Source organism: Streptomyces sp. NPDC019443 (genome assembly GCF_044389785.1).
GTDB lineage: Bacteria > Actinomycetota > Actinomycetes > Streptomycetales > Streptomycetaceae > Streptomyces.
In genome coordinates this window covers 62,378-85,637 of sequence record NZ_JBIRYJ010000010.1, presented here as the reverse complement: position 1 = coordinate 85,637, position 23,260 = coordinate 62,378, and the positions used below count along the sequence as shown (strand labels likewise).

Here is a 23,260-nt window from a genome sequence, read left to right as displayed (position 1 = left end):
GTGCAGCACGGGACATTCATGGGCTGATGACCGGCCGGACCGGCGCGTGGGATGCGGAGGCGACCGGACTGTGGGCACCGCTGAAGATCGCGCCGGAGCCGGAAGGCGTCTGGTTGAGGACCCAGAGGCCGATCAGTACGGCGAGAGCGAAGACGACCGTGATGAGGACCGCCAGGACCAGGCGGCGCCTGCGCTCCCTGCGGAGCCAGTCGCCGCGGGCGGCGCGGTAAGCGTCGGGGGCGGGCTGCACTTGATGTGCGAGGGCTTCGAGGGCCTCGCGGAGCTGCTTCTCGGTACCGGGGGCACCCGGGGTGGTGCTCATCGCCGTGCCTCCATCGCCTGAGTGAGAGCGGCGAGGCCGCGCGCGGTGTGGGTCTTGACCGATCCTGCCGAAATGCCCATCGCCGCGGCGATCTCGCTTTCCTTGAGGCCGAGCCAGTGGCGCAGCACGAGGGCTTCCCGCTGCCGGGCGGGCAGCTGCTGGAGGGCATCGACCAGCACCCGCTGGTCGTCGCGGAGCAGGGCCGAGTTCTCGGCGGAGGTGACCGGGTCGGCAGACGGGGCCTCGGCGTGCCTGCGGGCGACCTGGAGATGGCGTATCCGCATCCGGGTCAGATTGCAGACGGTGGAGCGCAGATACGCCTCCGCGGAGTCGGCATCGCGCAGTTTCCGCCACTTCCGGTAGATCTGGTAGTACGCCTCGGCCACGATGTTCTCGGGGTCGTCGGCGCCCAGCAGCGCGGCGAGGCGGAGCATCGAGGCGTAGTGCTGGTCGAAGAGCCGGGCGACGGCCGCCTCCCGCTCCTGTTCGACCGGGTCGGCCGATACCTGGCGCGGCAGGGCCTTGTCCGCGGCTGCGCCGCCGTTCACCACCGGCTGTCCCGCGGGCAGCGGGACAGCCGTGCTTCTGATGGTGCGTCTCATGGGTTGTTCGCTCCCGTCCCGGGCCGGTGCCTGGCTGTCAGACAAGGGGGCAGTGCGGTGGAGTCCGTACCCCGGGGTGTGCCGATCCGGTCCAGCACCGCGGTGCCGGCCAGCGCGACCGCCAGGTTGAGTATCAGGGCGGCCAGCCCCGCGTAGATCTCCGGCGGATGACCGGACATGCCAGGCAGGCCGAGCGGTACGACGGGCGAGAAGCCCTCCCGTACGACCATGACCGTGCCGAACACCATCCCGGCGGCCCAGCCCGCGAGCAGCGCCCGGTGGTGCAGCCGGCGTGTGAAGAGCCCGATGGCCACCGCGGGGAAGACCTGAAGGATCCAGACGCCGCCGAGGAGCTGGAGGTTGATGGCGTCCTGATCCCGCAGCCCGAAGACGAACGCGACCGCTCCCGCCTTCGCGGTGAGGGAGACCGCCTTGGCGATCCGCACCTGGCGCTTTGGGGTGGCGGTGGGGTGGAAGTACTCGACGTACACATTGCGTACGAACGAGGTCGCGGCCGCGATCGACATGACGGCGGCCGGGACCAGCGCCCCCACGGTGATCGCGCCGAAGACCAGACCGGCCAGCGGCCCCGGCATGAGGCGGTCGACCAGGATAGGGACCGCGGCCTCGGCGCCGCCCTCGGGGGCGCGTACGCCCGAGGCGAGCGCCGCGATGCCGAGCAGTCCGAAGAGGGCGAGCACCGCGGTCCAGGCCGGCAGGGCGACGGCGACCCGGCGCAGGACCCGCGGGCTGGAGGCGGCGAAGGCGGCGGTGAGGACGTGCGGGTACATCAGCAGGGCAAGCGCCGAGCCGAGGGCCAGCGTGGCGAAGGCCGGCTGCTGGTCCGGAGAGAGGACGAGGGAGGCATTGCCGGCGTCCGGACCGCTGAGCCTGCGGGCGGCCTCGTCGAAGACCGCACCGGGGCCGCCGAGCCGGGCCAGTACGAGCCAGCAGACGGCGAGTACCGAGCCGAAGACCGCCACGCCCTTGAGCGCCGAGATGACAGTGGGCGCGCGCAGACCGTGCCGGTAGGTCGCCACCGCGAGACCGGCGAAGATTGCCGCCATCACCAGGTCACCGGTGGCGGCACTCGGGTAGAGCCCGCCCGCGGTGAGCACCGCTCGGATGCCCAGCAGCTGCAGGGCGAGGTACGGCATGGTGGCGAGGATGCCGGTGAGCGCGACCACCAGTGCCAGCGGCGCCGAACCGTAGCGTCCGCGCACGAAGTCGGCGGCGGTGACGTAGCCGCGGTCCCGCGCCACGCTCCACATCCGGGGCAGCAGCACGAAGGCCAGCGGGCAGACGATCACGGTGTAGGGGAGGGCGAAGAAGGCGGGCGCCCCGTTGCCGTATACCAGGCCGGGTACGGCGGCGAAGGTGTACGCGGTGAAGATCGTGCCGCCCAGCAGCAGCCACGTCCAGATGGTGCCGAGACTCCGGTCGGCCAGCGCCCAGCCTTCCAGGGAGGGCAGGTCGTCCTTGGCGTGCAGCCGGCGGGCGGTGACGGCGAGCAGGGACGCACCACCGATGACGGCGAGGAACGCCGCGGCCATGGGGCCTTCGGTCATCGGTCACCGTCCTTGGTGTCCTGGGAGTGCGCGAGCCCTGTCGCCTACGAGTTGCGCGGGGGGCCGGTTGCGATGACAGGAAACCCTGGGAAATCTTCTGGAAATTTGCTGTCAACCGAATCGCGGACGCCGACAACTCTTGCACAGACCGACAGGAATGAGGAGGTCACAGTGGTTCGGATCGTGCTCCCCCACCACGTCTGGCGCCGGGTCGCGGCCGGCGCCTGCCTCGTCGCTCCCGTCGTCGCCCTGCTCTGGGTGCCCTGGTACGCGCAGGACCGGCCGGAACTGGCTGGGGTGCCGTTCTTCTACTGGTACCAGCTCGCCTGGGTGCCGGGGTGCAGCCTCGCCATGCTCGCGGCGTATCTGCTGACCCGGCGCCCGCCCGAGCCCTGATCGGCCCCTGTCCCGCACACCCCTCGAGCCGTTTCCCCGCACACCTCTCCCCCGTTGATCACGTCTATTCGCCTGCCAAGGTGAGGAGCCGCCATGCCCGGATCCGTCCGTACGAACCGGATGACCAGCGCAAACCCGAAGTCGATCTTGCTGTGGACCTGTGTCGCCCTGCTCGGCGCCTTCGCCTGGGGCATGGTGGCCCTGGCCCGTGGCGAGGAGATCTCCGCCGTCTGGCTGGTGGTCGCGGCGCTGGGCTCGTACGCCATCGCGTACCGCTTCTACTCACGCTTCATCGCCCGGCGTGTGCTGAAGCTCGACGACAGCCGGGCCACCCCCGCCGAACGCCTTGAGGACGGGGTCGACTTCCAGCCGACCGACCGCCGGGTGCTGCTGGGCCATCACTTCGCCGCGATCGCCGGGGCCGGTCCGCTGGTCGGGCCGGTGCTGGCGGCCCAGATGGGGTATCTGCCGGGAACCATCTGGATCGTTGTCGGCGTGATCTTCGCCGGGGCGGTGCAGGACATGGTGGTGCTGTTCCTGTCCATGCGCCGGGACGGCAAGAGCCTGGGGCAGATGGCCCGCGAGGAGATCGGCAAGGTAGGCGGGGCTGCCGCGCTGATCGCGGTCTTCGTCATCATGATCATCCTGCTGGGCGTGCTGGCGCTGGTCGTCGTCAATGCCCTCGCCCACTCCCCGTGGGGCACCTTCTCGGTCGCCATGACCATCCCCATCGCCCTCTTCATGGGCTTCTACCTGCACATCCTGCGCCCGGGACGGGTTACCGAGACCAGTCTGATCGGCGTCGCGCTGCTGCTCCTCGCCATCGTCGGCGGCGGCTGGGTCGAGAACTCCTCACTCGCGGGCGCCTTCACCTGGAGCCCGACGACCCTCGTCTTCTGCCTCGCCGGTTACGGGTTCGTCGCCTCCGTCCTGCCCGTATGGATGCTGCTCGCGCCGCGCGACTACCTCTCCACCTTCATGAAGATCGGCACGATCGCGTTGCTCGCGGTCGGTGTCCTGGTGGCGGCTCCCAAGCTGCAGGCCGAGGCGGTGAGCGACTTCGCCACCTCCGGCACCGGACCGGTCTTCGCCGGCTCCCTCTTCCCGTTCCTGTTCATCACCATCGCCTGCGGCGCACTGTCGGGCTTCCACTCCCTGGTCGCCTCCGGGACCACCCCGAAGCTGATCCAGAAGGAGTCCCAGGTCCGGATGATCGGCTACGGCGCGATGCTGATGGAGTCCTTCGTCGCCGTCATGGCCCTGATCGCCGCCGCCGTCCTCGACCCGGGCCTGTACTACGCGATGAACGCCCCCGCCGGGCTGCTCGGCACCACCGCCGAATCCGCCTCCCAGGCCGTGGCCGGCCTCGGCTTCAGCATCACCCCCGACCAGCTGACCGCCGCCGCCAAGGCGGTCGAGGAACAGACGCTGATCGCCCGCACCGGCGGCGCACCCACACTGGCGGTCGGTATGTCGGAGATCTTCTCCGGCGTCTTCGGCGGCGCCTCGATGAAGGCCTTCTGGTACCACTTCGCGATCATGTTCGAGGCGCTGTTCATCCTCACCACGGTCGACGCGGGCACCCGGGTGGGCCGCTTCATGCTCCAGGACATGCTCGGCAACGTCTGGAAGCCGATCGGCCGCGTCAACTGGAAGCCGGGCATCTGGATCACCAGCGCGCTGGTCGTCGCCGCCTGGGGATACTTCCTCTACACCGGCGCCACCGACCCGCTCGGCGGGATCAACCAGCTCTTCCCGCTCTTCGGCATCGCCAACCAACTGCTCGCCGCCGTCGCCCTCACCGTCTGCACCACCGTCCTCGTCAAGTCCGGCCGACGGCGCTGGGCCTGGGTCACCGCCGTCCCGCTGACCTGGGTGGTCGCGGTCACCTTCACCGCCGGCTGGCAGAAGATCTTCTCCGACGATCCGCGCGTCGGTTTCTTCGCCCAGCGGGCCCGCTACGCCGACGGAATCGACGCCGGCACCGTCCTTCCTCCCGCCAAGACCATGGACGACATGCACACGGTGGTCACCAACTCCACCGTCGACGGCGTCCTCATCGCCCTCTTCCTCCTGCTGGTCGTGACCGTGATGGTCAACGCGGCTGTGGTGTGCGCCCGCGCCCTGCGCTCGCCCGCCCCGCTGCCGACCACCGAAGTACCGTACGTCGCCTCGCAGATCGACGTGCAGGTGCCGGAACCCCGTAAGGCGCTCGCCGGAGCCCGCGAATGACGCTCCGTCGCATGCTGGACGGACTGCGCTGGTACGTACGGGAGTTCACCGGCGAGACCGCGTACGACCGCTACTGCGAACGGCACCGCCGCCACCATCCGTACGCCCCCGTCCCGACTCGCCGGGAGTATGAGCACATGCGCACCCGGCATCAAGACTCCCATCCGAGCAGCCGCTGCTGCTGACCGATCCGGGGTGCCGTGCCGTCGTACCTACCTGCACGGCACCCCACTCACCTCCAGGACCCCCGATGCTGCGACGCCGAGGCCGGATCCGCCAGGTCCGCATCAGCCCCGAACTCGACGACCGCGACCTGCGCCGCGTCCTCGCCGAGATCCGTCCCTCCCACCAGCTGCACGGCCTCGGCGCCGACCGCACCGGCGCGGCCTGGCAGCCCGTCGCCGATCTTCTCCGCGCGACCGGCCACGACTGGGACCGCCGTACGCACCGGATCTCCGTACTCGCCCGGACCCTGCCGCCGGCCGTCGCCGACCGCTGGGCCACCGTCCGCCCCGATTCGCCTGACGCGGCGGTCGTCCAGGCCCAAGTGCTGGCCGGCCGGGCCCCCGAGCACGGCCGGGAAGCCGCCGCCCGCGCCGAACAGCTCTGCATACGCGCCGCCGAAGCCTGCCCGGCCGACCCCACTCCCTGGGTCGCACTGCTGTCCCTGCTGCGCGCCATGCGCGTACCGGTGCGGCATGCGAAGCCGGTCTGGAACGAGATCGCCGTACGGGATCCCTGGAACCGCCGCGCGCACCACGAACTCCTGCGCTACATCTCCCCTCGTGAATGCGGGTCCCTCGTCGGCATGTCCGGGTTCGCCAGACGCGTCGCGGAAACCGCACCGCACGGCTCGCCCCTCGCCCTGCTCCCCCTCGCCGCCCGCACAGAGCACTACGGCCACCGCCTACGCCCCGGCAGCCCGGACGCCCTCGGCGCCGGCACGCACTGGCACGGCCCCGGCGTCGCCGAGGAGATCGACACCGCGCTGACCCGCTGGTTCGACACTCCCGCCCAGCCGCATGCCCAGGCGATGGCCGACCTCAACCTCCTGGCGTTCGTCCTGATCCGCACCCAGCGCCTTCCCGAAGCGGCCCGGGCCTTCCGCCGCATCGGCCGCCATATGACGCTGTACCCATGGGACCTCGCGCAGGTCCAGGACCCCGACCACGATCCAGTTGGCACATTTCTCTACTGGAGCACCCGGGAGACGGGCAGTTGAAGCTTCTGGCTCAGGCCCATGACTCTATGGCGGCGGCCCGTCCTGAGGGGGAGGTGAATGCCGCCTGCCCTGCTCGGAGTGCCCGAGATCGCTGCCTGAGGACAACGCCCTGCGCAGCGTTGGGCATGCCGCGGCGCTAGGTACGCAACGTACGCAAGTACCTCGGATCGTTGCTGTTCACGCCCTTGCCGGCCATTGATCGCTACGGCACGGTTGGCGCCTATGACGAGGACGCCGGAAGATCCCGGAACGGCTCGGCCCGCGGACTGAGCAGATGGTTTCGAGGCGAGTCCGGCCCGTATCAGTCTCAGTCCTTGTCGAGCGTCCTCGCCACTGACGTCTGCCCGCCATCTGCGGGCCCGGAGAACCCTGCGGCCACAAGCCTGCGTATGACGCGCTCTTCATATCCGCGCCACTCCTGCCGAGGACGACTCATGGAATCCCGCGATCTCTTCCCCGATCAAGACCCTCCCACGGCTGCCGCGCTCTATCTCAGTGCTCTCGACCACGAACACCTCTACTCCGCCGCGGAGTTGCGGCGAGCCATCTCCCGCGCCTATGCGGCCTTCGACCGACCGGCCGCACTCCTGGACCTGTACCGGCGGTCGGTGCACGGCGCCGATGCCGCCGAACACGAGGTCCGGGCGGAACGAAGATCATGGGCCCTGAGCATGGCCTCGCGCCTGGCCCGGGACGACGACCGGCCCCTGGCCGCTTCGCCGACGCCGGCAGCCTGGGGAAACCCGGTCACGGCCGTGTCCGAGCCGCCCGCGTTCGACTACGCGTCGTCCGCGGACGTGTCACCATCCCATCAGGCGGAGCCCGGGGCCTTTCCCAGACCCAGGCAGCCCACGGCGCTGCGCGAACTGCGTACCGCACGCCGCCGCCCCGCCCAGGTCACCACCGCGGTCCTCGGCGTCCAGATAGCCGACGTCTGCCTGGCCAACGAGGCACCCGGTTTCATGGCGTACTCCTGGGCAGGTCCGCTGAACATCGGACTCACCCTGGTCCTGGTGCAGTTGGTGATCACCGGCTGGGCGGTCGTGTGGTACGCACGGTACGCGAGGAACTCGCTGGAGCCCATGGTCGAGCGTCACAGCGCCTCCTTCGCGCACCTGGAGAGCCCCCGTTGAACCCCATCCTCGCGCTCTCCGGTTCAGGCGGCGCCTTCCCCGTTCTCACTGTCTTTGTCCTCTGCGTCGTCTGTACGCTGCTCCTTTCGATCGGGGCGGCGTCCTCCGGAGAAGACGAACTGAGCGAGTTCTACCTTGGTCAGCGGCGGCTGTCGTCATTCGTCAACGGGCTGGCGATCTTCGGCAGTTATATGTCCGCGGCGGGGATGCTGGGCAATCCCGGCCTGATCGCGCTCACCGGCTACGACGGCATCGCCTACGTGCTCGCTCCGATGGTCGCCTGGTCCGTACTGGTGCTGCTGGTCGCCGAGCCGTTCCACAGCACCTCACGGTTCACCATCGGCGACTCTCTCGCTCTTCGGCTGCACGCCCGGCCGGCGCATCTGGCGGCGGGCTTCACAAGCGTGGTCGTCTGTCTGTTGTATCTGACAGCCCAGCTCGTCGGCGCCGGAGCGCTCGCGGCGACAGTCCTGGGCATGGACGGACCGGGCGCCCAGCGGATCGTTGTGGCCGGCCTCGGTTTTCTGATGGTCCTCTACGTCTTCATCGGCGGTATGCGGGCGGCGACCTTGGTGCAGAGCGTCAAAGCCATAGTCCTCCTCGGCGCAGGTCTCTTCGTCGTGCTGGCGGTGCTGTCGGAATTCGGCTGGAGCCCGGCGGACCTGCTGGACGCGGCCGCCCGTCACAGCGGCTTCGGTGACGCCTTCCTGGAACCCGGCATTCGCTTCGACGACCGCACCAGCAAGATCGACTCGCTCAGCCTGCAACTGGCGTTCGTGCTCGGCGCTGCCGGCCTGCCGCATGTCCTGATGCGTATCGGAACGGTCTCCAGCGGACGCAGAGCCCGCAAGTCGGCCGCGTGGGCGGCCTGCCTGGTCATCTTCTTCACCCTGACCGAGGTGCTGACGGGCCTGGGCGCCGCGGCACTGGTCGGCTCGAAGGCCATCGCCGCAGACACTCCCTCCGGCAACACGGCCGTGCTCCTGCTGGCGGAGCACCTGGGCGGGTCGTTCCTGCTCACCATGGTCTCCTGTGTCGCCTTCGTCACGATCGTGGCCGTCGTCGCCGCTCTCACGCTCACCGCGGCGGCGTCCCCTGGCCCATGACATCTACGGTGCGACGATCATGCGGGGCACCGCGTCGGAGAAGAGTGAACTTGTCGTGGCGCGGCTGGGCGTGGGGCTGATCGGTGTGGCGGCGATCGCCTTGTCGATGATGGCTCAGCATCTCAACATCGCCTTCCTGGTCAGTCTCGCCTTCGCCATCGCGGCCTCCGCGATCCTGCCCGCGCTGCTGTTCAACCTGTGGTGGAAGGGCTTCACGACCAAGGGAGCGGTCTGGAGCATGTTCGGCGGTCTGCTTGTCGCTGTGCTGTTGACGACGCTGTCCCCGGCGGTCTCGGGGAACCCGACGGCGCTGTTGCCCGGAGCGGACTTCGCGGTGTTCCCCCTGAGAAACCCCGGTCTCATCTCCATTCCTGTGGGATTCCTGCTCGGCTGGGTCGGCTCGGTCCTCGACCGGCGTCAGCCGGGCGGCGCGGACTACGCGGAGACCGAGATCCGTGTTCTCACCGGCACGGGCACCGGGCGTCGCGGCGGTTGAGGCGGCCTGAGCTGACGTGTGACGCCCGCGAGCACCGCCGTCGTCAGCACCCGGCCGGCTGCGAGCGCGCCCCGGCGGGGGCAGATGTCATACGACAGCACCCGGGCAGCATAGGGACATCGGCAGAGCATACGACAGGGCGCAGAGACGCACAGACCGCCCGGCTCGTTGGGACAGCGATCCTGTCGAAGTCGCGCAAAGGCATAGGGGATTCCGGCCGGTCGACACGACCGGAACCGCCACTTCACGCAGAGGGTACGAGCCCCGGCACGATGGTGTTGATGCGCACCCGGTGCCGGGCCATTCAGTCCATTGTCCGGTCGGGAAGCGGCTGTTCGGCCCAGATGACCTTGCCTTCGGGGGTGTATCGGGTGCCCCAGCGGTCGGCGCACTGGGCGACGAGGAACAGGCCCCGCCCGCCTTCGTCCGTGACGGCCGCGTAGCGCAGATGGGGCGCGGTGCTGCTGCCGTCGGACACCTCGCAGGTCAGCTCCCGGTCGAGGATCAGCCGCACGCCGATCGGACCGGTGGCGTAGCGGATGGCATTGGTGATCAGCTCGCTGAGGATCAGCTCAGTGATGAAGCCGGTTTCCTCCAGGTCCCAGTCGGCCAGCTGACTGGCGACGACAGCACGCATATGTCCCACGGCCGCGGGGTCGCGCGGCACGTCCCAGCGCGCGACGTGTTCCCGCGGCAGTACGCGGGTCCAGGCGACAAGAAGGGCGATGTCGTCGCTCGGGCGAGAGGGCAGCAGGGCCTTCATCACCGCGCCGCACGTCTCCTCCGGCCCTCCGTCGAAGCTGCCCAGGGTGCTGCTCAGGACTTCGAGGCAACTGCCGATGTCCCGCTCCCGGTTCCAGATGAGTCCGTCCGTGTAGAGGACCAGCTTGCTGCCTTCGGGCAGCTCCACTTCGGCCGCCTCGAAGGGCAGACCGCCCAGGCCGAGCGGTGGACCGGCGGGCAGTTCGAGAAACTCGACGGTGCCGTCAGGGCGGACGAGCGCAGGCAGGGGATGGCCGGCCCGGGCCATGGTGCAGCGTCCCTCGATCGGGTCGTAGATGGCGTACAGGCACGTGGCCCCGGTGATCTCGTCAGTGCTTTCCCCCGTCGGTTCACCGCGATCGATGAGGGCGGCCAGTTCGTCGAGACGCGCGAGAAGCTCATCGGGCGGCAGGTCCAGAGCGGAGAAATTAAGGACAGCGGTGCGCAGACGGCCCATGGTCGCGGCAGCATGCAGCCCTTGGCCGACCACATCCCCCACAACCAGCGCGACTCGCGCGCCCGGCAGGGGAATAACGTCGAACCAGTCGCCGCCGACCCCGGCCTGTGCGGGCAGGTAGCGGTAGGCGACCTCGAGGCCGTTCTGCTCGGGCAGGCCGCGCGGCAGCAGGCTGCGCTGCAGCGTCACCGCCATGGCGTGTTCCCGCGTGTAGCGGCGGGCGTTGTCGATGCAGACCGCGGCGCGGGCGACCAGCTCCTCGGCCAGGGACAGGTCGTCCGCCTCGAAGGGCTCGGGCTTCTGCGAGCGCCAGAAGCTCGCCACTCCGAGGACCACGCCTCTGGCGGTAAGCGGGGCCGTGATGAGGGAGTGGATTCCGTAATCGAGGATCTGCTGCGCACGCTTGGGGTCCTGAGCTTGCCACCCGGGGGCACTGCGCAGTTCGGGTTCGACAACCGCCCGCCCGATGGTCAGGCCCCTCACCTGCGGCGTGGAGGAGACAAACCTGATCAGTTCGTTCCTGGGATAGAGCGGATGATCGTCCCGGATACCGGTGGTGGCAGTACGGCGCAGCTCCGGCTTCGTACCCCCCGGCTCCTCGCCGAGCAGCACAGACTCTGCCAGGTCCACAGTGACGAAGTCGGCGAACTGCGGTACCGCCGCCTCGGCCAGCTCCTCGGCGGTCCGGGTCACCTCGAGGGTGGTACCGATGCTCACACTGGCGTCGTACAGCACTTTGAGGCGGCTCCGCGCAGCCTCCACTGTGCCGGACAGCGCCTGAAGCTCGGTTGAGTCCCGGAGTGTCGCAACGCTGCCCGGGGTACCTCCGTACCGGTCGATCGGACGCTGGTTCACGACAAGCAGTCGGCTCCCCGCCGGGTGCACCTCGTCGGTGGCCTCACGGCCCGACGCCAGGAGCTCGGTAGTGAGCGAGCCGAGGCCGAGCTCGCCCACATGTCGGCCCTGGGAGTCCGGGACGAGATCGAGCAGGCGCTGCGCCTCATCGTTGGCGAGCATCAGCCGACCATCCTGGTCGACGATCAGGACGCCTTCCTTCACCGAGTGCAGGACCGCGTCATGGTGCTCGTACATCCGCGTGATCTCACTGGGGCCGAGGCCGTGGGTCTGACGCCACAGTCGTCTGCTGAGCAGCGCCGCCCCGCCTGTGGTGACGGCCACCGCGGCAGCCGCAGCGCCCAGCACGACCGGCAGCTGCTGTGTTACCACGCCGCCGATCTTCTCCATCGTGATCCCGGCAGCCACCAGGCCCTCCACTGAGCCAGTGGGCCCCTTGACGGGAACCACAGCGCGAACGGAGGGCCCGAGCGTTCCTTCGTAGGTCTCCATGACCGTCCCGCCGGCCTGGGCAGGCGCGATGGTGCCGATGAAGTGTTTCCCGATGCGGTCCGGCACGGGATGGGTGTAGCGGATTCCGTCCCGAGTCATGACAACGATGAAGTCGACGCCGGAGCGCTCCCTGGCCTCTTCGGCCCGCGGCTGCAGTACAGCGGAAGGATCGGGGGAATGCAGGGCCGCCACAATCCCCGGGGAGTTGGCAAAGCTCTCCGCAACGACGAGTGAGCGATCTGCAGCCTCCCGCCGGCTGTCCCGCTGGGCGTCCAGTACCAGCACGACAACAGCACCGAGAGCAAGCAGCAGCACGACCACAACCTGCAGCACAAACATCTGGCCGACGACACTGCGCCCGCTCAGCATCGAACGCGGCCGCCTTTGCCGACTGCGCACGGACTCGTCGCTGGACAGGGAATCCGGCAAAAATCGCCTTCGCCGGAAAAACCCACTCATAGATCCTTTGTACTCCTTTCGACGGGAACACGGCGGGTGACAGGGGCATCGACCGGCAAGCCCGCACCCTGACCGGCCCGCACGGCGACAGCCCACCGTGGAAGCCCGCGCTCGGTGACGGTCATCCCCGACTGTTGGTGCTCGTTTACGCAAGGTTGCCGCGGCTTCTGCAGGAAATCCGGGCGAGAGCCGGGGCGGAGCAGACAACAGCCGAGTGTCGTCGGCAGACCCCCGCCTCTGCGCGGCCACGCGATCAGCTTGTGGCCGGATCGAGGGCGTCGAGCACCTGCCTCATACCTGCGCACCTATCAGTCAGCCGAATCCAGGCGGACACCGATGGCGTGGCGGGTGCGACGCCCGCGGTCCCCCTCGGGGTTGAGGAACCACTTACGGGCAGAGACCAGCCACCAGGCGGCGGCGAATCCGAGCACCACGAGGACAGCGATCGGGGCGTAGTTGAAGGTCTCCATCGTCACAGGACTGACCTGCGGGAGCATGAACAGGGCCGTGATGAAGCCGACCCACATCACCGCGATGGTGCCGATGAGGCGGCTGGCCCGGCCCAGGTGCCACGGTCCGCGTTCAAAGTCCTCCCCCTTGCGCAAGCGCAGGAAGGTGGGAATGACGTAGGCGATGTACAGGCCGATCACCGCGATCGAGGTAACGGCGGCGTAGGCGGTGACGTTGATCAGGTAGGGCAGGCCGAGGACCAGGGCACCGAGTGCGGCGAGCCAGACCGCGTTGGTGGGAGTACGCGTGTTGGGATTGACGCGTTGCCAGACGCGGGAGAAGGGCAGCGCGCCGTCGCGGGAGAAAGCATAGATCATCCGGCTGTTCGCGGTGACCGAGGCCATGCCGCAGAACAGCTGGGCGCCGATGGCTATAAGCAGCAGGATCTTGCCGCCGGCCACGCCGACGGCGTCCATGAAGATCTGGGCCGGCGGGACGCCGGTGGAGCTGCCCAGCGCCGCATCGTAGTCCTGGATCGCGAAGGTCAGCCCGACCAGCAGCACGAAGCCGACGGCCCAAGAGATCCAGATGGAGCGGATGATGCCCCGCGGACCGGCCACGGCGGCGTTGTTGGTCTCCTCCGTCATATGGGCGCTCGCGTCGTAGCCGGTGAAGGTGTACTGAGCCATCAGCAGGGAGAGCATGCCGACGTAGAAAGTGGAAGACCAGCCCGTGTTGTTCACGAAGCTCCCGAACACGAAGTCCGCAGACTGGTGTTTTTCGGGGATGAGCGCGAGCGCGCCGACGATGACGAGGACACCGGTGATGTGCCACCACACACTCACGCTGTTGAGGATGGCCACCAGGCGCACGCCGAAAGTGTTGATCAGCCCGTGCAGAGCCAGGATCGCGGCGAAAAGCATCATGGTGTGCCCCGGGGTGGCCGCGAAGTCGAACTGCAGGTCCAGATAGGCGTTGAGGAAAGAGGCGGCGCCGAAGTCGATGCCAGCGGTCACTGCGACCTGGCCGAGGACGTTGAACCAGCCGGTGAACCACGCCCAGGCGGCCGCCGTACGGGGCGGGGCCAGTTTGTGCGCCCAGAAGTAGAGGCCGGCCGAGGTGGGATAGCTCGAGCACACCTCCGCCATGGCCAGACCGACGAAGAGGGTCATGAGGCCGACGGCGACCCAGCCCCAAATGATCAACGCGGGGCCGCCGGTATTCATACCGAACCCGTACAGCGTCAGGCATCCGGCCAGGATGGAGATGATGGTGAAGGACACGGCGAAGTTCGAGAAACCGGACATACGCCGGGCAAGTACCTGGGTATAGCCCAGCTGGCGCAGGCGTTCCTCGTCCGAGACGGCGGGAATGTCGAAGGGCACGGGGGAAGGATTCCTTTCAGGCAGGGATGGATACGTGGATTCCGCGAATCGACCCGGGTCGGCGGTTCCTGGGCTCAGCGAGGGTCGATCGCCTTCTGGGCCCAGGCTCGATGGCGCAGGAACAGCTGTGCCGGGTCTCCGCAGTAGGCCCAGGGCAGGCGTGCGGCATACGGGCCGATGGCCTCGAAGACCTCGAATGCTTCCTCGTGACGGTTGGCGTACGACAAGGCGTGTGCCAGATAGTTGGCGTCGTCCATGAAGTGCGCGTGCGGCCGCGGAGCCCGGTAGCGCCACCAGCCGTCCAGAACTCGATCGATGTCCGGGCAGTCCAGCCAGGGGTGGATGGTCAGCCCGTACGTCCGGCTGTTCCGTTCCAGCCGAATGCGGTGGCTCTCGGCGTACGCGACGAGGAGCAGCACCGCGAGGGGCGTGCCGCGCGGCGTCAAGGAGGCCAACTCGTGGGCCCAGTTGTGCATTTCTCCGTTCGAGCCGTGGTGGCGCTCGAAGACGTAGGTCAGCAGCTCGTGATAGGCCTCCCGGTTGTACGGGTCGCGAGCGCGTACCTCCCTCCATAACTCCATGAGTGTCTTCCGGTCGGGGCAGTGCACGCGCAGCAGCACTATCCGCACCACCCATGGGGAGGGATCGCTCTCCAACGCGTCGGCGGCCTCCTGACAGGTCGCCCATGCCTGCTCCAGCAGCTCCCGCCCACGCTCCGGCCCGACGAGGAGGGAGCGCACGGCCTGGACGTAAGCAAGCATCACAAGGGCATCCGGGTTGGCCCGTTCAGCGTTGGCCCAGGTTTCCGCCCACCGCAGCCCGGCTGCGCCATGAGCGAGGACCTGCAGCCGGAAGATCCGGCGGTCCCAGTCCTGACCGGTGGCTCGGAGCAGGTCACGGGCCGCTTCCCAGCGGCCCATCGCAGTGTCTTGGCACACACGGCGTAACGTCTCGTCGTCCCGTGCCGGATGAGTGTCAAGGCCTGTGGAGGGAGATTGACCAAGTCTTCTGAACATCAGGAACCTTGAGCAAGGAGGACGGGCAAGGCACGGCGCGAGTGCCTTGATGTCGATCCAAAGGTGGGAGGCATGGGTGGGGGTCCCATCTGCGGTCGAACGGCGAACTCTGGTCAGTTGTCAGGGCTGTTGAGTCTCAGGCCGTCGATGAGCACGGCCACAGGGCGGGGCGCAGTTCGACGGCGTGCGCGGGGAGCGGGTCGCCCGTCACGGCACAGGCGGCCAGCGTTGTGCCGTCTTCTGCCCACATCGAACTGGAGGCGAGGCACGGGGGCGGTGGGTCTGGCCGGCGCGCTCGGTCAGGGAGTGGGCGGCGCTCAAGTTGTTCCGCATTCGCAACAGGAGACCCGTAGTTCTCGCTGTGGGGAATAGCTTCAGGCGCCATAGCAAGGTTGGTGGAAGGTTGGTCGTAACACATCATCCGGTCCGCCTTCGTGTGCTCGCGGGGCTGCGCGGCACCCCTCGTGCGCCGGCATGTGAAGGTCGACATGCCCACCGCCTGTTGCCGGTCCCGGGGGCCAGGTGGTGTCAGGTCCACCCGGCCCCCGGAGTTCAGCGCCCCGCCAGGCGCAGGAACCGTATGCCCGGCATCGGAACGGTGATCGTGACCGATGCAGCGCCATCGGCGTCGGCGGTCAGTTGCGCAAGCGGCTCGATCGGCAGGGTGTCGGCCGCGTGCAGCGCCTCCCACTGCGAGGCGTCGGGCCAGTCACCACCACCGAACCCGTCCCAGACGCGCTGGATATTGCCGTGCGTCTCATCCACCCGCCGTGAGGACACCTGGTAGGTCATGCCGGGGCGCAGTCCGGACACTGAAATCGTCACCGACCTGTCCAGTACGGTGGCCCCGTCGATCTTCGACTGATCCAGGGTGCCGTTCCACACCAGGACGTCCACTGTGGTGCCGTCCTCACTACGCGTGGCCAGGGCCTCCACCGTCGCCTCGGCGCCGTCCCCGCTCGCCACGGCCGGGATCCGGCCCCCGGACAGCTGGGACAGCAGGTAGAGCGCCCAGAAGCGCGGCTTGCGCAAATTGCCGACTGTCAGCAGGCCGAAGCCGCCGTGGAACAGCTTGGGCGGCCACCCGAGTTCCTCGAACTGGTCGGAGGCGACCCAGTAGGAGAGGCAATCGGTCGAGGCAAGGGCGCTCTTCATGCCTCGGAGTACGAAGGGTGCGGCGAAGGCGGCGTCGCTGACCCGGTGGAAATGGGTCGGCGTGACGCCCCACTCGGTCCACAGGATCTCCGGTTCCCGTTTGTCGGTGGCTTTGGCGAAGGACCTGGTGAGCGGCCGGAAGTCCAGCGGTGCGTTGCCGTAGGTGTGGGTGGACACGAAGTCGACCGGCACGTCACGCTCGCGGCAGTACTCCAGCAGTGCGCCGACCCAGCCGGCGGCCGCCGACGAGGGGCCGCCGACCCGGATCCGCTCGTCGACGGACTTCACCGCGCGCGCCGCGACCTCGTAGAGGCGGTGGTAGTCGTCCTGGGTGCCGTTCCAGAAGACCTGAAGATTGGCCTCGTTCCAGACCTCGAACTCCCAGGTCGCGACCTCGTCCGGTCCGTAGCGCTCACGCAGGTGGACGGTCAGGTCGCGGCACAGGTCGCCCCAGTGGTCCCAGTCCTTCGGGGTGGAGACCACCGCCTTGTAGTAGAAGACCGTGTACTGCGGGTCGGAGGCCAACTCCGTCGGCATGAAGGAGAGTTCGACAACCGGCCGCAGACCACCGGCCAGGAACCTGTCGTAGACCTCGTCCAGGCCTGAGAAGTCGAAGGACCCGTCAGCGCGGACCCTGACCATCTCCGGCAGGAAGGTGCCATGCGCCCGGACCGAACGAACTCCGATCTCGTCACGGACGATGCTCAGCGCCTGCCCGTACTCCTGCGCGACATCCGACCCGCCCGGGCCGGGCCCGTCCCGGACCAGCAGTGAGAAGTGCTCTGCGCCGATCATGCGCCGCCACACATCGGGCATGGGGACGGGCTCAGTAGCGGCGTCGACCGAGACGGTGACGGCGGCCGGGCGCCCGTCGCCCGCCGCGGGAGTGCCGCTCACCGTCTGGGACAGTGCTCCCGCGCCCTCGTCACTCCACGTCGCGACCTTGTACCAATAGGTGCGGCCTGGCTCGACCAGTGTGTCCGCGTACGGCGGATGCGGCACGGCCAGAACGTCGCCGCCCAGGTGGTCCAGCGGCCGGAACGGCCCGTCGGCGTGGTCGGCGCGGTGCACCAGATAGCCGAGCGCGCCCTCCACCGGCTGCCAGTCGAGGCGTACGAGCCCAGCGCCGTGGTCAGCGGTCAGGCCCCGCGGTGCGGGAAGTGCGCCGATGCCGGTCAGCCGCTGGTCGCTGAGGACGCCGATCCGTTGCTCCCAGTCGAAGCGAGCAGACTTGTCCGTGGTGTCGGTCACGGGACCAGCCTTTCGTGTGCGGGGTGTGCGGAATTGCCGGGAACAAGCGGCCGGGCGGATCGATGGTTGGCTCAGCCGAGCAGGAAGTCCTCACGGCCCAGCAGCGGACGGACGCGGGAAGCGAACCCGCCACTGCGGAAGGGCCGTTGGAGCAGACCCGGGCGCAGCCGCTGTGCGAGGGCGGCGAGGACCATCCCCTGATCCAGTGCAAGAACGAAGTCCGAGACGCGGCCGGTGGCGGTCTTGACCGAGTCGCGGAAACCGTGGGTCTTGTCGTACGCGCCGAACTCGCGGTCCAACGACCGGAGGTTGGCGACGGCTTCGGACTCCGCATACGGGAGAGCGAGGAACGAGGCGTGCGGGGTGATCGCCCCCGTGGAGGCGTAGTGATCGGTCGTCATGCCGATGGAGGGAACGCCGTACGCCAGGTAGCCGCCCTCCGGGACATTGCTGGGCGACAGGCCCCAGAACCCGGTACCTGTCTCGTCCAGGCCGAACTCGATCTGGCTGCGGACATAGCGGGAGTGGGTCACTCCCCACGCACGCGGCGACCACTCGGGCTCGGGCACGAACAGCGGCACCATCAGCGCCTCGAACATCGAACCGCCCCAGGAGGGGACAAGTGAGCGCCCACGGTAGGTGTAGTGCCCGGCGAAGTACTCGACGCCGTCGACCGTGCGGTTCGAGCCCTGTGGGACCTGCTCCTGTCCGTACTGTGGCGGCAAGGTGCGGAACAGGTGCCAGTAGTGGTCGGGCGGCAGGGTGCCGTCGGCCAGCCCGAGATAACTGGCCATCCGTGGCTCGGTGTTGAGCGCTCCGTAATGAAATCCGGTGACTGTGTTGTCGTCCGTCCAGTAACCGCCGAGCAGTTGGCCCGGGCCCTTGACCGGGTCGGCGGCGTCGTACGGCGTGTAGAAGAAGGACCAGTCGCAGGCATCGAGCAGGCGCTCGATCCGCCCGCGCAGCACGGGCACAGCGTCCGCCACGATCCTCAGACCCGTCACCAGCCAGGCGTTGTCGACCGTTGACAGGAAGGGGCGTACGGGTGCACCGGTGCCCGGCCACCTGGTGAGAATGGCTCCGGTCGCCGGGTCGTACCAGTTGAACCAGAAGCCGTGTGCCCGTTCCAGGCCTTCGACGGCGCGTACGGTACGGACGATCCGGCGGGCTGCTTCGGTCCGGCCGATCACCCCGAGACCGCCCGCAGCCACGGTGGACCACAGCAGGCAGCCGACGTTCGTCGGGGATGTGTTGCTGGAACCGACGGGGGTGCGGCCGCTGAGGTCGAGGGTGTCGGCGGGCAGGCCGAGCGGCGTGGTGAGCGCCTCCATCGAACGGTAGGTGGCCTGGAACCAGCGGTACAGAAGGGCGTCTTGGGAACGTTCGGCGGCGGTGGCCGGGCCCGCGCCGAGGCCGACGACCGCGGCCGCGCCCACGCTCGCGGACAGGAAGGTACGACGGTCCATCATGAGTGCTCCTCGATGGCTGGCGGACTTGCTCGCAACGCGGCCTACTTCATGCCGGCGGTCGCGATGCCCTGGGTGAAGTAGCGCTGGAGAACGATGAAGACGAACAAGACAGGAAGAATGACCAGGAAAGACCCGGCCATCAGCATCCCGTTGGAACCGCCCGCCTGGTTCGGGTCGGTGGCGAACGTGGCCAGCGCGACGGGCAGGGTATATTTGCCGGGATCGTTGGTGGCGATCAATGGCCACACGAAGTTGTTCCAGGACGCCAGGAACGTCAGGATCGACAGCGTCGCGAGCGCGGGCTTGACCAGCGGCATCACGATCCGCCAGAAGATGTACCACTCCCCCGCCCCGTCGAGGCGGGCCGCCTCCAGCAGCTCGTCCGGCACAGACATCATGAACTGCCGCATCAGGAACACCCCGAACGCGCCTGCCGCGAACGGCAGCACCAGGCCCGCGTACGAATTGAGCAGCTGCAGCTTGCTCATCAGTACGAACAGCGGGAGCAGCATCAGATTGCCGGGCACCATCAGCGCACCCAGGACCAACCCGAACAGCTGCTTGCGGCCGGCGAAGTTCAGCTTCGCCAGCGCATAGCCGAGCATCGAACAGAAGCCCAGATTGCAGACGGTGACCAAGGTCGCCACCAGTGTCGAGTTCAGGAAGTAGCGCGGCAGGTCGAGACGGTCGAGCAGGTCCCGGAAGTTGGTGAGGGTCCACTCGGTGGGGATCCACACCGGCGGTGAGGCAGCCAGTTCCGGCTTGGTCTTGAATGCGGACAGCGTCATCCACACGAAGGGTGCGGCCATCACGACCAGAGCCGTGCACAGTACGGCCAGGGTGAGTGTCTTGCCCGCGCGGCTCATGTGGTGTTGTCCTTCAGCAGGCGGAGCTGAAGCATCGTGATGGCCATGATCACGACCAGGAGCACATAGGCCATCGCGCTCGCGTAGCCCATGTGGAAGAAGTTGAAGCCCTCCCGGTACATGTCCAGAGACACCGTCATCGTGCTGTTGGAGGGTCCGCCCTGCGTCATCACGAACGGCTCCTCGAAGACATTGAGATATCCGATGGTGGTGATGACCGTGGCGTACAGCGTGGTGGGGCGCAGCAACGGCACGGTGATCCGGCGGAACTCGTCCCATGCGCCGGCGCCGTCCAGCCGGGCCGCCTCCCGCACTTCGCCCGGGATGGCCTGCAGGCCGGCGAGGAACAGCACCATCACTGTGCCGAGATTCCGCCACACCGCCAGCGCGATCAGGGAGGGCATCGCGAGCGTCTCACTGCCGAGGAAGTCCGGCGCGGTCAGCCCCACTTCGGAGGCGACGCCGGCGATGAGGCCGTCGGACGGATCGAGGACGAACCGCCACACCACCGCCACCGCGACGATGCTGGTGACCACTGGTGCGTAGAAGCCGACCCGGAACAACGTACGTGCCCGGTCGACCCCCGAGTTCAGCAGGATGGCCGCTGCCATCCCCAGCGCGATGGTGAGCGGTACGCCGACCACGACGAAGTACGCGGTGTTCAGCAGAGCCTCGACGAACGTGGCGTCATGGAACAGCCTCGTGTAGTTGCCGAAGCCGATGAACTTCGCGGAGAACGGATCGGTCACATTGCCGAGGCCGAAGTCGGTGAAGCTCATCACGAGCGTGGCGAGGATCGGCAGCGCCATGAAGGTGCCGAACACTGCCAGGAAGGGAGTGGAGAACAGCCATCCGGCGAGATGCTGTACGCCCATCCTCGAGCGCCGGGGCCGGTCGGCGACGAAGCTCGCCGGACGGCCCGGCGCAGCGCCGGTCTCGATCGGGGTGTCAGTGGTGGCGCCCATCTCTGTCAGCCCACAAGGCCCTCGGTCGCGGACTGCATCTTCTTCGCGGCCTCCGCGGGGCTGGCTTTGCCTTGGGTGACGCTCTCGATCGCTGAGTCCAACTGCGCGCCGAACTCTGCCCACTTGGCGAGCGGCGGCACTGCCTTGGCGGTCGCCATCTGGTTGCCGAACACCTTCAGACCGGCGTCCGAGACGAGCGGCGCCTGCTGCCAAGCAGCCTTGTTCGCGGGCAGATCGCTGGTCCTGGTGAACCAATCGGCCTGCTGCCGGGCGGACGTCAGGTACTTCTGGAACTCGGTGGCGGCCGCTTTGTGCGGGCTCTTGTTGAAGGTGACGAGGCTGGAGCCGCCCGCGAAGGAAGCGCTGGTCTTGTCGCCGGGGACGGCGACGGCCTTCCACTTGCCCTTCAACGCGGGGAACTGGGTATTGATGTTGGTGATCTGCCAGGGTCCGGAGAAGAACATCGGCACCGAGCCGTTCCCGAAGTCCTTCACCACGTCGTAGCCGGGCGCAACGCTCTTCTTGGCGAGGCCCTTGTCGAAGTAGGTGCGGTATTCGGTCAACGACCGTACCGATTCAGGGGTGTCGAGCGTCGGCTTGCCGTTCTTCACCAGGTCACCGCCTGCCGAGTACAGGAACGGCAGCCAGTTCTGCCAAGTGTCCAGGCCGCTTGGCTGCAGTGAGATGCCCCATTTGGTCTTCGCGGTCCTCCGGTAGCCCGACGCCAGACTCTGCAGGTCACTCCAGGTGCTGGGAGCTTCGGTGACTCCGGCCTGTTGGGCAAGGTCGGTGCGGTAGTAGAGCACTCGGGTGTCGACGTACCACGGGACGCCGTAGGTCTTGCCGTCGACGACGTTGCCGTTCCACGCGGCCGGGAAGAAGTCGTCCTTGCTGAACGAGGTCTCGTCGACCGGCTCCAGCACGCCCATGCCCGCGAACTCACCCATGAAGGTCGAGCCCATCTGCGCCATGTCGGGAAGCGTTCCGGCCGCGGCTGCGGCGACCAGTTTCTGGTGGACGGTGTCCCAGCCGATGGGGGTGACCTTGATGGTGATGTTGGGATGTTGCTTCTCGTAGGCCTTGGCGACATCCGCGAGCTTCTGCCCTTCCGTGCCCATCGCCCACACCGTCAGCGTCTGCTTGGCATCGGCCTTGGCGCCGGCACCCCCGGAATCGCTGCCGCAGGCGGTGATGGTGAACAACGCCAGGAGCGCATTGACCCCGGCGGCGACCTTAATGGTGCGGTGCATGGGACTCCTCCTTGAGTCCGGCAAAATGTATGCGCTGCCTGTAAGCGCATACAAGACCTTGGGGGCAGGCCACTCAGCCCCGCAAGAGGCGCGAACATCAAGCTTTGATAACGGGGACTCCGCCTGGAATGTCAGATTCCGCTGTGCGACGCACACCGAAAGGGACCCGAAAGGGGACCCCTGAGGCAAGGGACAATGGGCGGGAGGCGGAGGCGGGAGGTAAAGGACGTGGCTCAGGCCACGTTGCAGCCGCAACTGGCGCGCCGGGCCAGCGTCACCGGCAGGATCACCGACTCGGGCGCCCGGTCCGGCGTGCGAAGCCGTTTGAGCAGCAGCTCCACCGCCTCCTCGCCGAGCCGACGCATCGGCTGTCGCACAGTGGTCAGCGCCGGTCGGATCGTCCGGCCCAGCGGGATCCCGTCGAAGCCGGTGACCACCACGTCGTCCGGCACCCGCAGGCCGAGCCGTTCCAGGGCATGCAGGCCTCCCACGGCCATCTGGTCGTTGGCGAACAGCATGGCTTGCGGTGGCCGGCCGCCCCGCTCCAGCAGCCGTTCGACCGCAAGTCGCCCCTCGGTCTGGGTCAGCTTGCCTCGCACATCGGGCAGGCTGGGCACCGGCAGACCCGCTTCGCGGCAGGCTGCGCGATAGCCCTGGAAGCGGGCCTCGGCGTCCGGAGAGTCGGCCATGCCGCCGACGAACGCCAGCCGGGTCAGGCCGTGGTCCTTCACCAAGTGCCGCGTCAGCTCCGCCTGGCCGTCGAAGTTGGCCACCTCGATGTGATCGAAGTGGTCGATCTCGCGTGGCCCGGCGAGCATCACCACCGGCATCCGCCGCGAGATGACCTCCAAATCCTCGGCGGGAACCGTCCCGGCCAGCACGGCGAAGCCGTCGACCAGGCCCGCGACCTTCGCCACCAACCCCTCTGGACCTCCGCTGAGCGACGCCGCGATGAGCAGTGCATAGCCGTGCCGACGCGCCGCCCGCTCCATGCCTCGGATGATCTCGTCGGAGTACAGCATCGCCTCGACGTCGTCGTCCTGGGCGTTCTCTGCCTCTGGGTCGGCGTAGTCGGGGAAGCACAGGCCCAGCACTCCGGTGGAGCGGCTGGCGAGGCCGCGGGCGCTACCGCTCGGCACGTAGCCCAGGTCGCGAGCCGCCCCGAGGACGCGGTCCCGGGTCTGGGCGCGTACAGCATCCGGATTGCGGTAGACACGGGAGACTGTCGCGATCGAGACGCCTGCTCGCTCGGCAACGTCATACACCGTGGGCACACTCACCGAAAAACCATCCACTCTCGCTTGCACACCAGGGTGTAAGCGCATTCACCGTCCCGAGGATCAAGCTAGCG

General features: G+C 68.3%; 19 protein-coding genes. 7 read left to right on the top strand and 12 right to left on the bottom strand.

Going from position 1 to position 23,260, the window contains the following annotated elements:
• Positions 1-16: 16 nt before the first annotated feature.
• From ACH492_RS27445 to ACH492_RS27435, 3 genes are read right to left on the bottom strand one after another with little or no spacing between them, the layout of a single operon-like run.
• A complete protein-coding gene (locus ACH492_RS27445; RefSeq protein ID WP_307659378.1) occupies positions 17-322 on the bottom strand; it encodes a hypothetical protein in 306 nt (101 codons plus the stop codon).
• The gene (locus ACH492_RS27440) at positions 319-924 is read right to left on the bottom strand and encodes an RNA polymerase sigma factor (protein ID WP_398990347.1); all 606 of its coding nucleotides are present in this window, start codon (positions 922-924) and stop codon (positions 319-321) included. Before ACH492_RS27440 ends, ACH492_RS27445 begins: the two co-directional genes overlap by 4 nt.
• Complete coding sequence (locus tag ACH492_RS27435) at positions 921-2,492, bottom strand: sodium:solute symporter (protein WP_398990346.1); 1,572 nt, start codon at positions 2,490-2,492, stop codon at positions 921-923. Before ACH492_RS27435 ends, ACH492_RS27440 begins: the two co-directional genes overlap by 4 nt.
• Before the next feature lie 171 nt (positions 2,493-2,663).
• Here ACH492_RS27435 and ACH492_RS27430 point away from each other — a divergent pair, with 171 nt between their 5' ends.
• The 7 genes from ACH492_RS27430 to ACH492_RS27400 all read left to right on the top strand — a co-directional run bounded on the left by ACH492_RS27430 (position 2,664) and on the right by ACH492_RS27400 (position 9,077).
• Positions 2,664-2,888, top strand: coding sequence for a DUF3311 domain-containing protein (locus ACH492_RS27430; RefSeq protein WP_307659381.1), 225 nt, complete (start codon positions 2,664-2,666; stop codon positions 2,886-2,888).
• 93 nt (positions 2,889-2,981) lie between these two features.
• Positions 2,982-5,120: a carbon starvation CstA family protein gene (locus ACH492_RS27425; RefSeq protein ID WP_398990345.1), complete on the top strand. Its 2,139-nt coding sequence runs from the start codon at positions 2,982-2,984 to the stop codon at positions 5,118-5,120.
• Positions 5,117-5,305, top strand: a complete 189-nt coding sequence (locus ACH492_RS27420; protein ID WP_398990344.1) for a CstA-like transporter-associated (seleno)protein — start codon at positions 5,117-5,119, stop codon at positions 5,303-5,305. Before ACH492_RS27425 ends, ACH492_RS27420 begins: the two co-directional genes overlap by 4 nt.
• A 65-nt stretch (positions 5,306-5,370) precedes the next feature.
• Positions 5,371-6,342, top strand: a complete 972-nt coding sequence (locus ACH492_RS27415) for a hypothetical protein (protein ID WP_398990343.1) — start codon at positions 5,371-5,373, stop codon at positions 6,340-6,342.
• Between the two features lie 434 nt (positions 6,343-6,776).
• Positions 6,777-7,475 (top strand): DUF485 domain-containing protein, encoded by a 699-nt coding sequence (locus ACH492_RS27410; protein ID WP_398990342.1) that lies wholly within the window; start codon positions 6,777-6,779, stop codon positions 7,473-7,475.
• Entirely contained in the window at positions 7,472-8,581 is a 1,110-nt protein-coding gene (locus ACH492_RS27405; RefSeq protein ID WP_398990341.1) for a cation acetate symporter, read from the top strand. Before ACH492_RS27410 ends, ACH492_RS27405 begins: the two co-directional genes overlap by 4 nt.
• A 19-nt stretch (positions 8,582-8,600) precedes the next feature.
• The gene (locus ACH492_RS27400) at positions 8,601-9,077 is read left to right on the top strand and encodes a hypothetical protein (protein WP_398990340.1); all 477 of its coding nucleotides are present in this window, start codon (positions 8,601-8,603) and stop codon (positions 9,075-9,077) included.
• Between the two features lie 304 nt (positions 9,078-9,381).
• On the opposite strand, the gene ACH492_RS27395 is transcribed toward ACH492_RS27400, so the two are convergent.
• From ACH492_RS27395 to ACH492_RS27355, 9 genes are all read right to left on the bottom strand, one after another.
• Positions 9,382-12,102, bottom strand: a complete 2,721-nt coding sequence (locus ACH492_RS27395; protein ID WP_398990339.1) for a SpoIIE family protein phosphatase — start codon at positions 12,100-12,102, stop codon at positions 9,382-9,384.
• A gap of 308 nt (positions 12,103-12,410) precedes the next feature.
• The gene (locus ACH492_RS27390) at positions 12,411-13,937 is read right to left on the bottom strand and encodes an amino acid permease (RefSeq protein ID WP_398990338.1); all 1,527 of its coding nucleotides are present in this window, start codon (positions 13,935-13,937) and stop codon (positions 12,411-12,413) included.
• Positions 13,938-14,011: 74 nt separating this feature from the next.
• Complete coding sequence (locus ACH492_RS27385; RefSeq protein WP_398990337.1) at positions 14,012-14,875, bottom strand: hypothetical protein; 864 nt, start codon at positions 14,873-14,875, stop codon at positions 14,012-14,014.
• A gap of 630 nt (positions 14,876-15,505) precedes the next feature.
• Positions 15,506-17,359: a glycoside hydrolase gene (locus ACH492_RS27380; RefSeq protein ID WP_398990336.1), complete on the bottom strand. Its 1,854-nt coding sequence runs from the start codon at positions 17,357-17,359 to the stop codon at positions 15,506-15,508.
• Positions 17,360-17,430: 71 nt separating this feature from the next.
• The gene (locus ACH492_RS27375; protein WP_398990503.1) at positions 17,431-18,825 is read right to left on the bottom strand and encodes a glucoamylase family protein; all 1,395 of its coding nucleotides are present in this window, start codon (positions 18,823-18,825) and stop codon (positions 17,431-17,433) included.
• 44 nt (positions 18,826-18,869) lie between these two features.
• Complete coding sequence (locus tag ACH492_RS27370) at positions 18,870-19,694, bottom strand: carbohydrate ABC transporter permease (RefSeq protein ID WP_398990335.1); 825 nt, start codon at positions 19,692-19,694, stop codon at positions 18,870-18,872.
• Complete coding sequence (locus ACH492_RS27365) at positions 19,691-20,659, bottom strand: carbohydrate ABC transporter permease (protein ID WP_398990334.1); 969 nt, start codon at positions 20,657-20,659, stop codon at positions 19,691-19,693. Before ACH492_RS27365 ends, ACH492_RS27370 begins: the two co-directional genes overlap by 4 nt.
• Before the next feature lie 5 nt (positions 20,660-20,664).
• Positions 20,665-21,909, bottom strand: a complete 1,245-nt coding sequence (locus ACH492_RS27360; RefSeq protein WP_398990333.1) for a sugar ABC transporter substrate-binding protein — start codon at positions 21,907-21,909, stop codon at positions 20,665-20,667.
• Positions 21,910-22,142: 233 nt separating this feature from the next.
• The gene (locus tag ACH492_RS27355; RefSeq protein WP_398990332.1) at positions 22,143-23,234 is read right to left on the bottom strand and encodes a LacI family DNA-binding transcriptional regulator; all 1,092 of its coding nucleotides are present in this window, start codon (positions 23,232-23,234) and stop codon (positions 22,143-22,145) included.
• Positions 23,235-23,260: the final 26 nt, after the last annotated feature.

Bases quoted from the DNA above. Each gene is read 5' to 3' on its own strand.
- ACH492_RS27445 (WP_307659378.1), bottom strand. From the start codon at position 322: ATGAGCACCACCCCGGGTGCCCCCGGTACCGAGAAGCAGCTCCGCGAG.
- ACH492_RS27440 (WP_398990347.1), bottom strand. From the start codon at position 924: ATGAGACGCACCATCAGAAGCACGGCTGTCCCGCTGCCCGCGGGACAG.
- ACH492_RS27435 (WP_398990346.1), bottom strand. From the start codon at position 2,492: ATGACCGAAGGCCCCATGGCCGCGGCGTTCCTCGCCGTCATCGGTGGT.
- ACH492_RS27425 (WP_398990345.1), top strand. From the start codon at position 2,982: ATGCCCGGATCCGTCCGTACGAACCGGATGACCAGCGCAAACCCGAAG.
- ACH492_RS27420 (WP_398990344.1), top strand. From the start codon at position 5,117: ATGACGCTCCGTCGCATGCTGGACGGACTGCGCTGGTACGTACGGGAG.
- ACH492_RS27415 (WP_398990343.1), top strand. From the start codon at position 5,371: ATGCTGCGACGCCGAGGCCGGATCCGCCAGGTCCGCATCAGCCCCGAA.
- ACH492_RS27410 (WP_398990342.1), top strand. From the start codon at position 6,777: ATGGAATCCCGCGATCTCTTCCCCGATCAAGACCCTCCCACGGCTGCC.
- ACH492_RS27400 (WP_398990340.1), top strand. From the start codon at position 8,601: ATGCGGGGCACCGCGTCGGAGAAGAGTGAACTTGTCGTGGCGCGGCTG.
- ACH492_RS27395 (WP_398990339.1), bottom strand. From the start codon at position 12,102: ATGAGTGGGTTTTTCCGGCGAAGGCGATTTTTGCCGGATTCCCTGTCC.
- ACH492_RS27375 (WP_398990503.1), bottom strand. From the start codon at position 18,825: ATGGACCGTCGTACCTTCCTGTCCGCGAGCGTGGGCGCGGCCGCGGTC.
- ACH492_RS27370 (WP_398990335.1), bottom strand. From the start codon at position 19,694: ATGAGCCGCGCGGGCAAGACACTCACCCTGGCCGTACTGTGCACGGCT.
- ACH492_RS27365 (WP_398990334.1), bottom strand. From the start codon at position 20,659: ATGGGCGCCACCACTGACACCCCGATCGAGACCGGCGCTGCGCCGGGC.
- ACH492_RS27360 (WP_398990333.1), bottom strand. From the start codon at position 21,909: ATGCACCGCACCATTAAGGTCGCCGCCGGGGTCAATGCGCTCCTGGCG.
- ACH492_RS27355 (WP_398990332.1), bottom strand. From the start codon at position 23,234: ATGCGCTTACACCCTGGTGTGCAAGCGAGAGTGGATGGTTTTTCGGTG.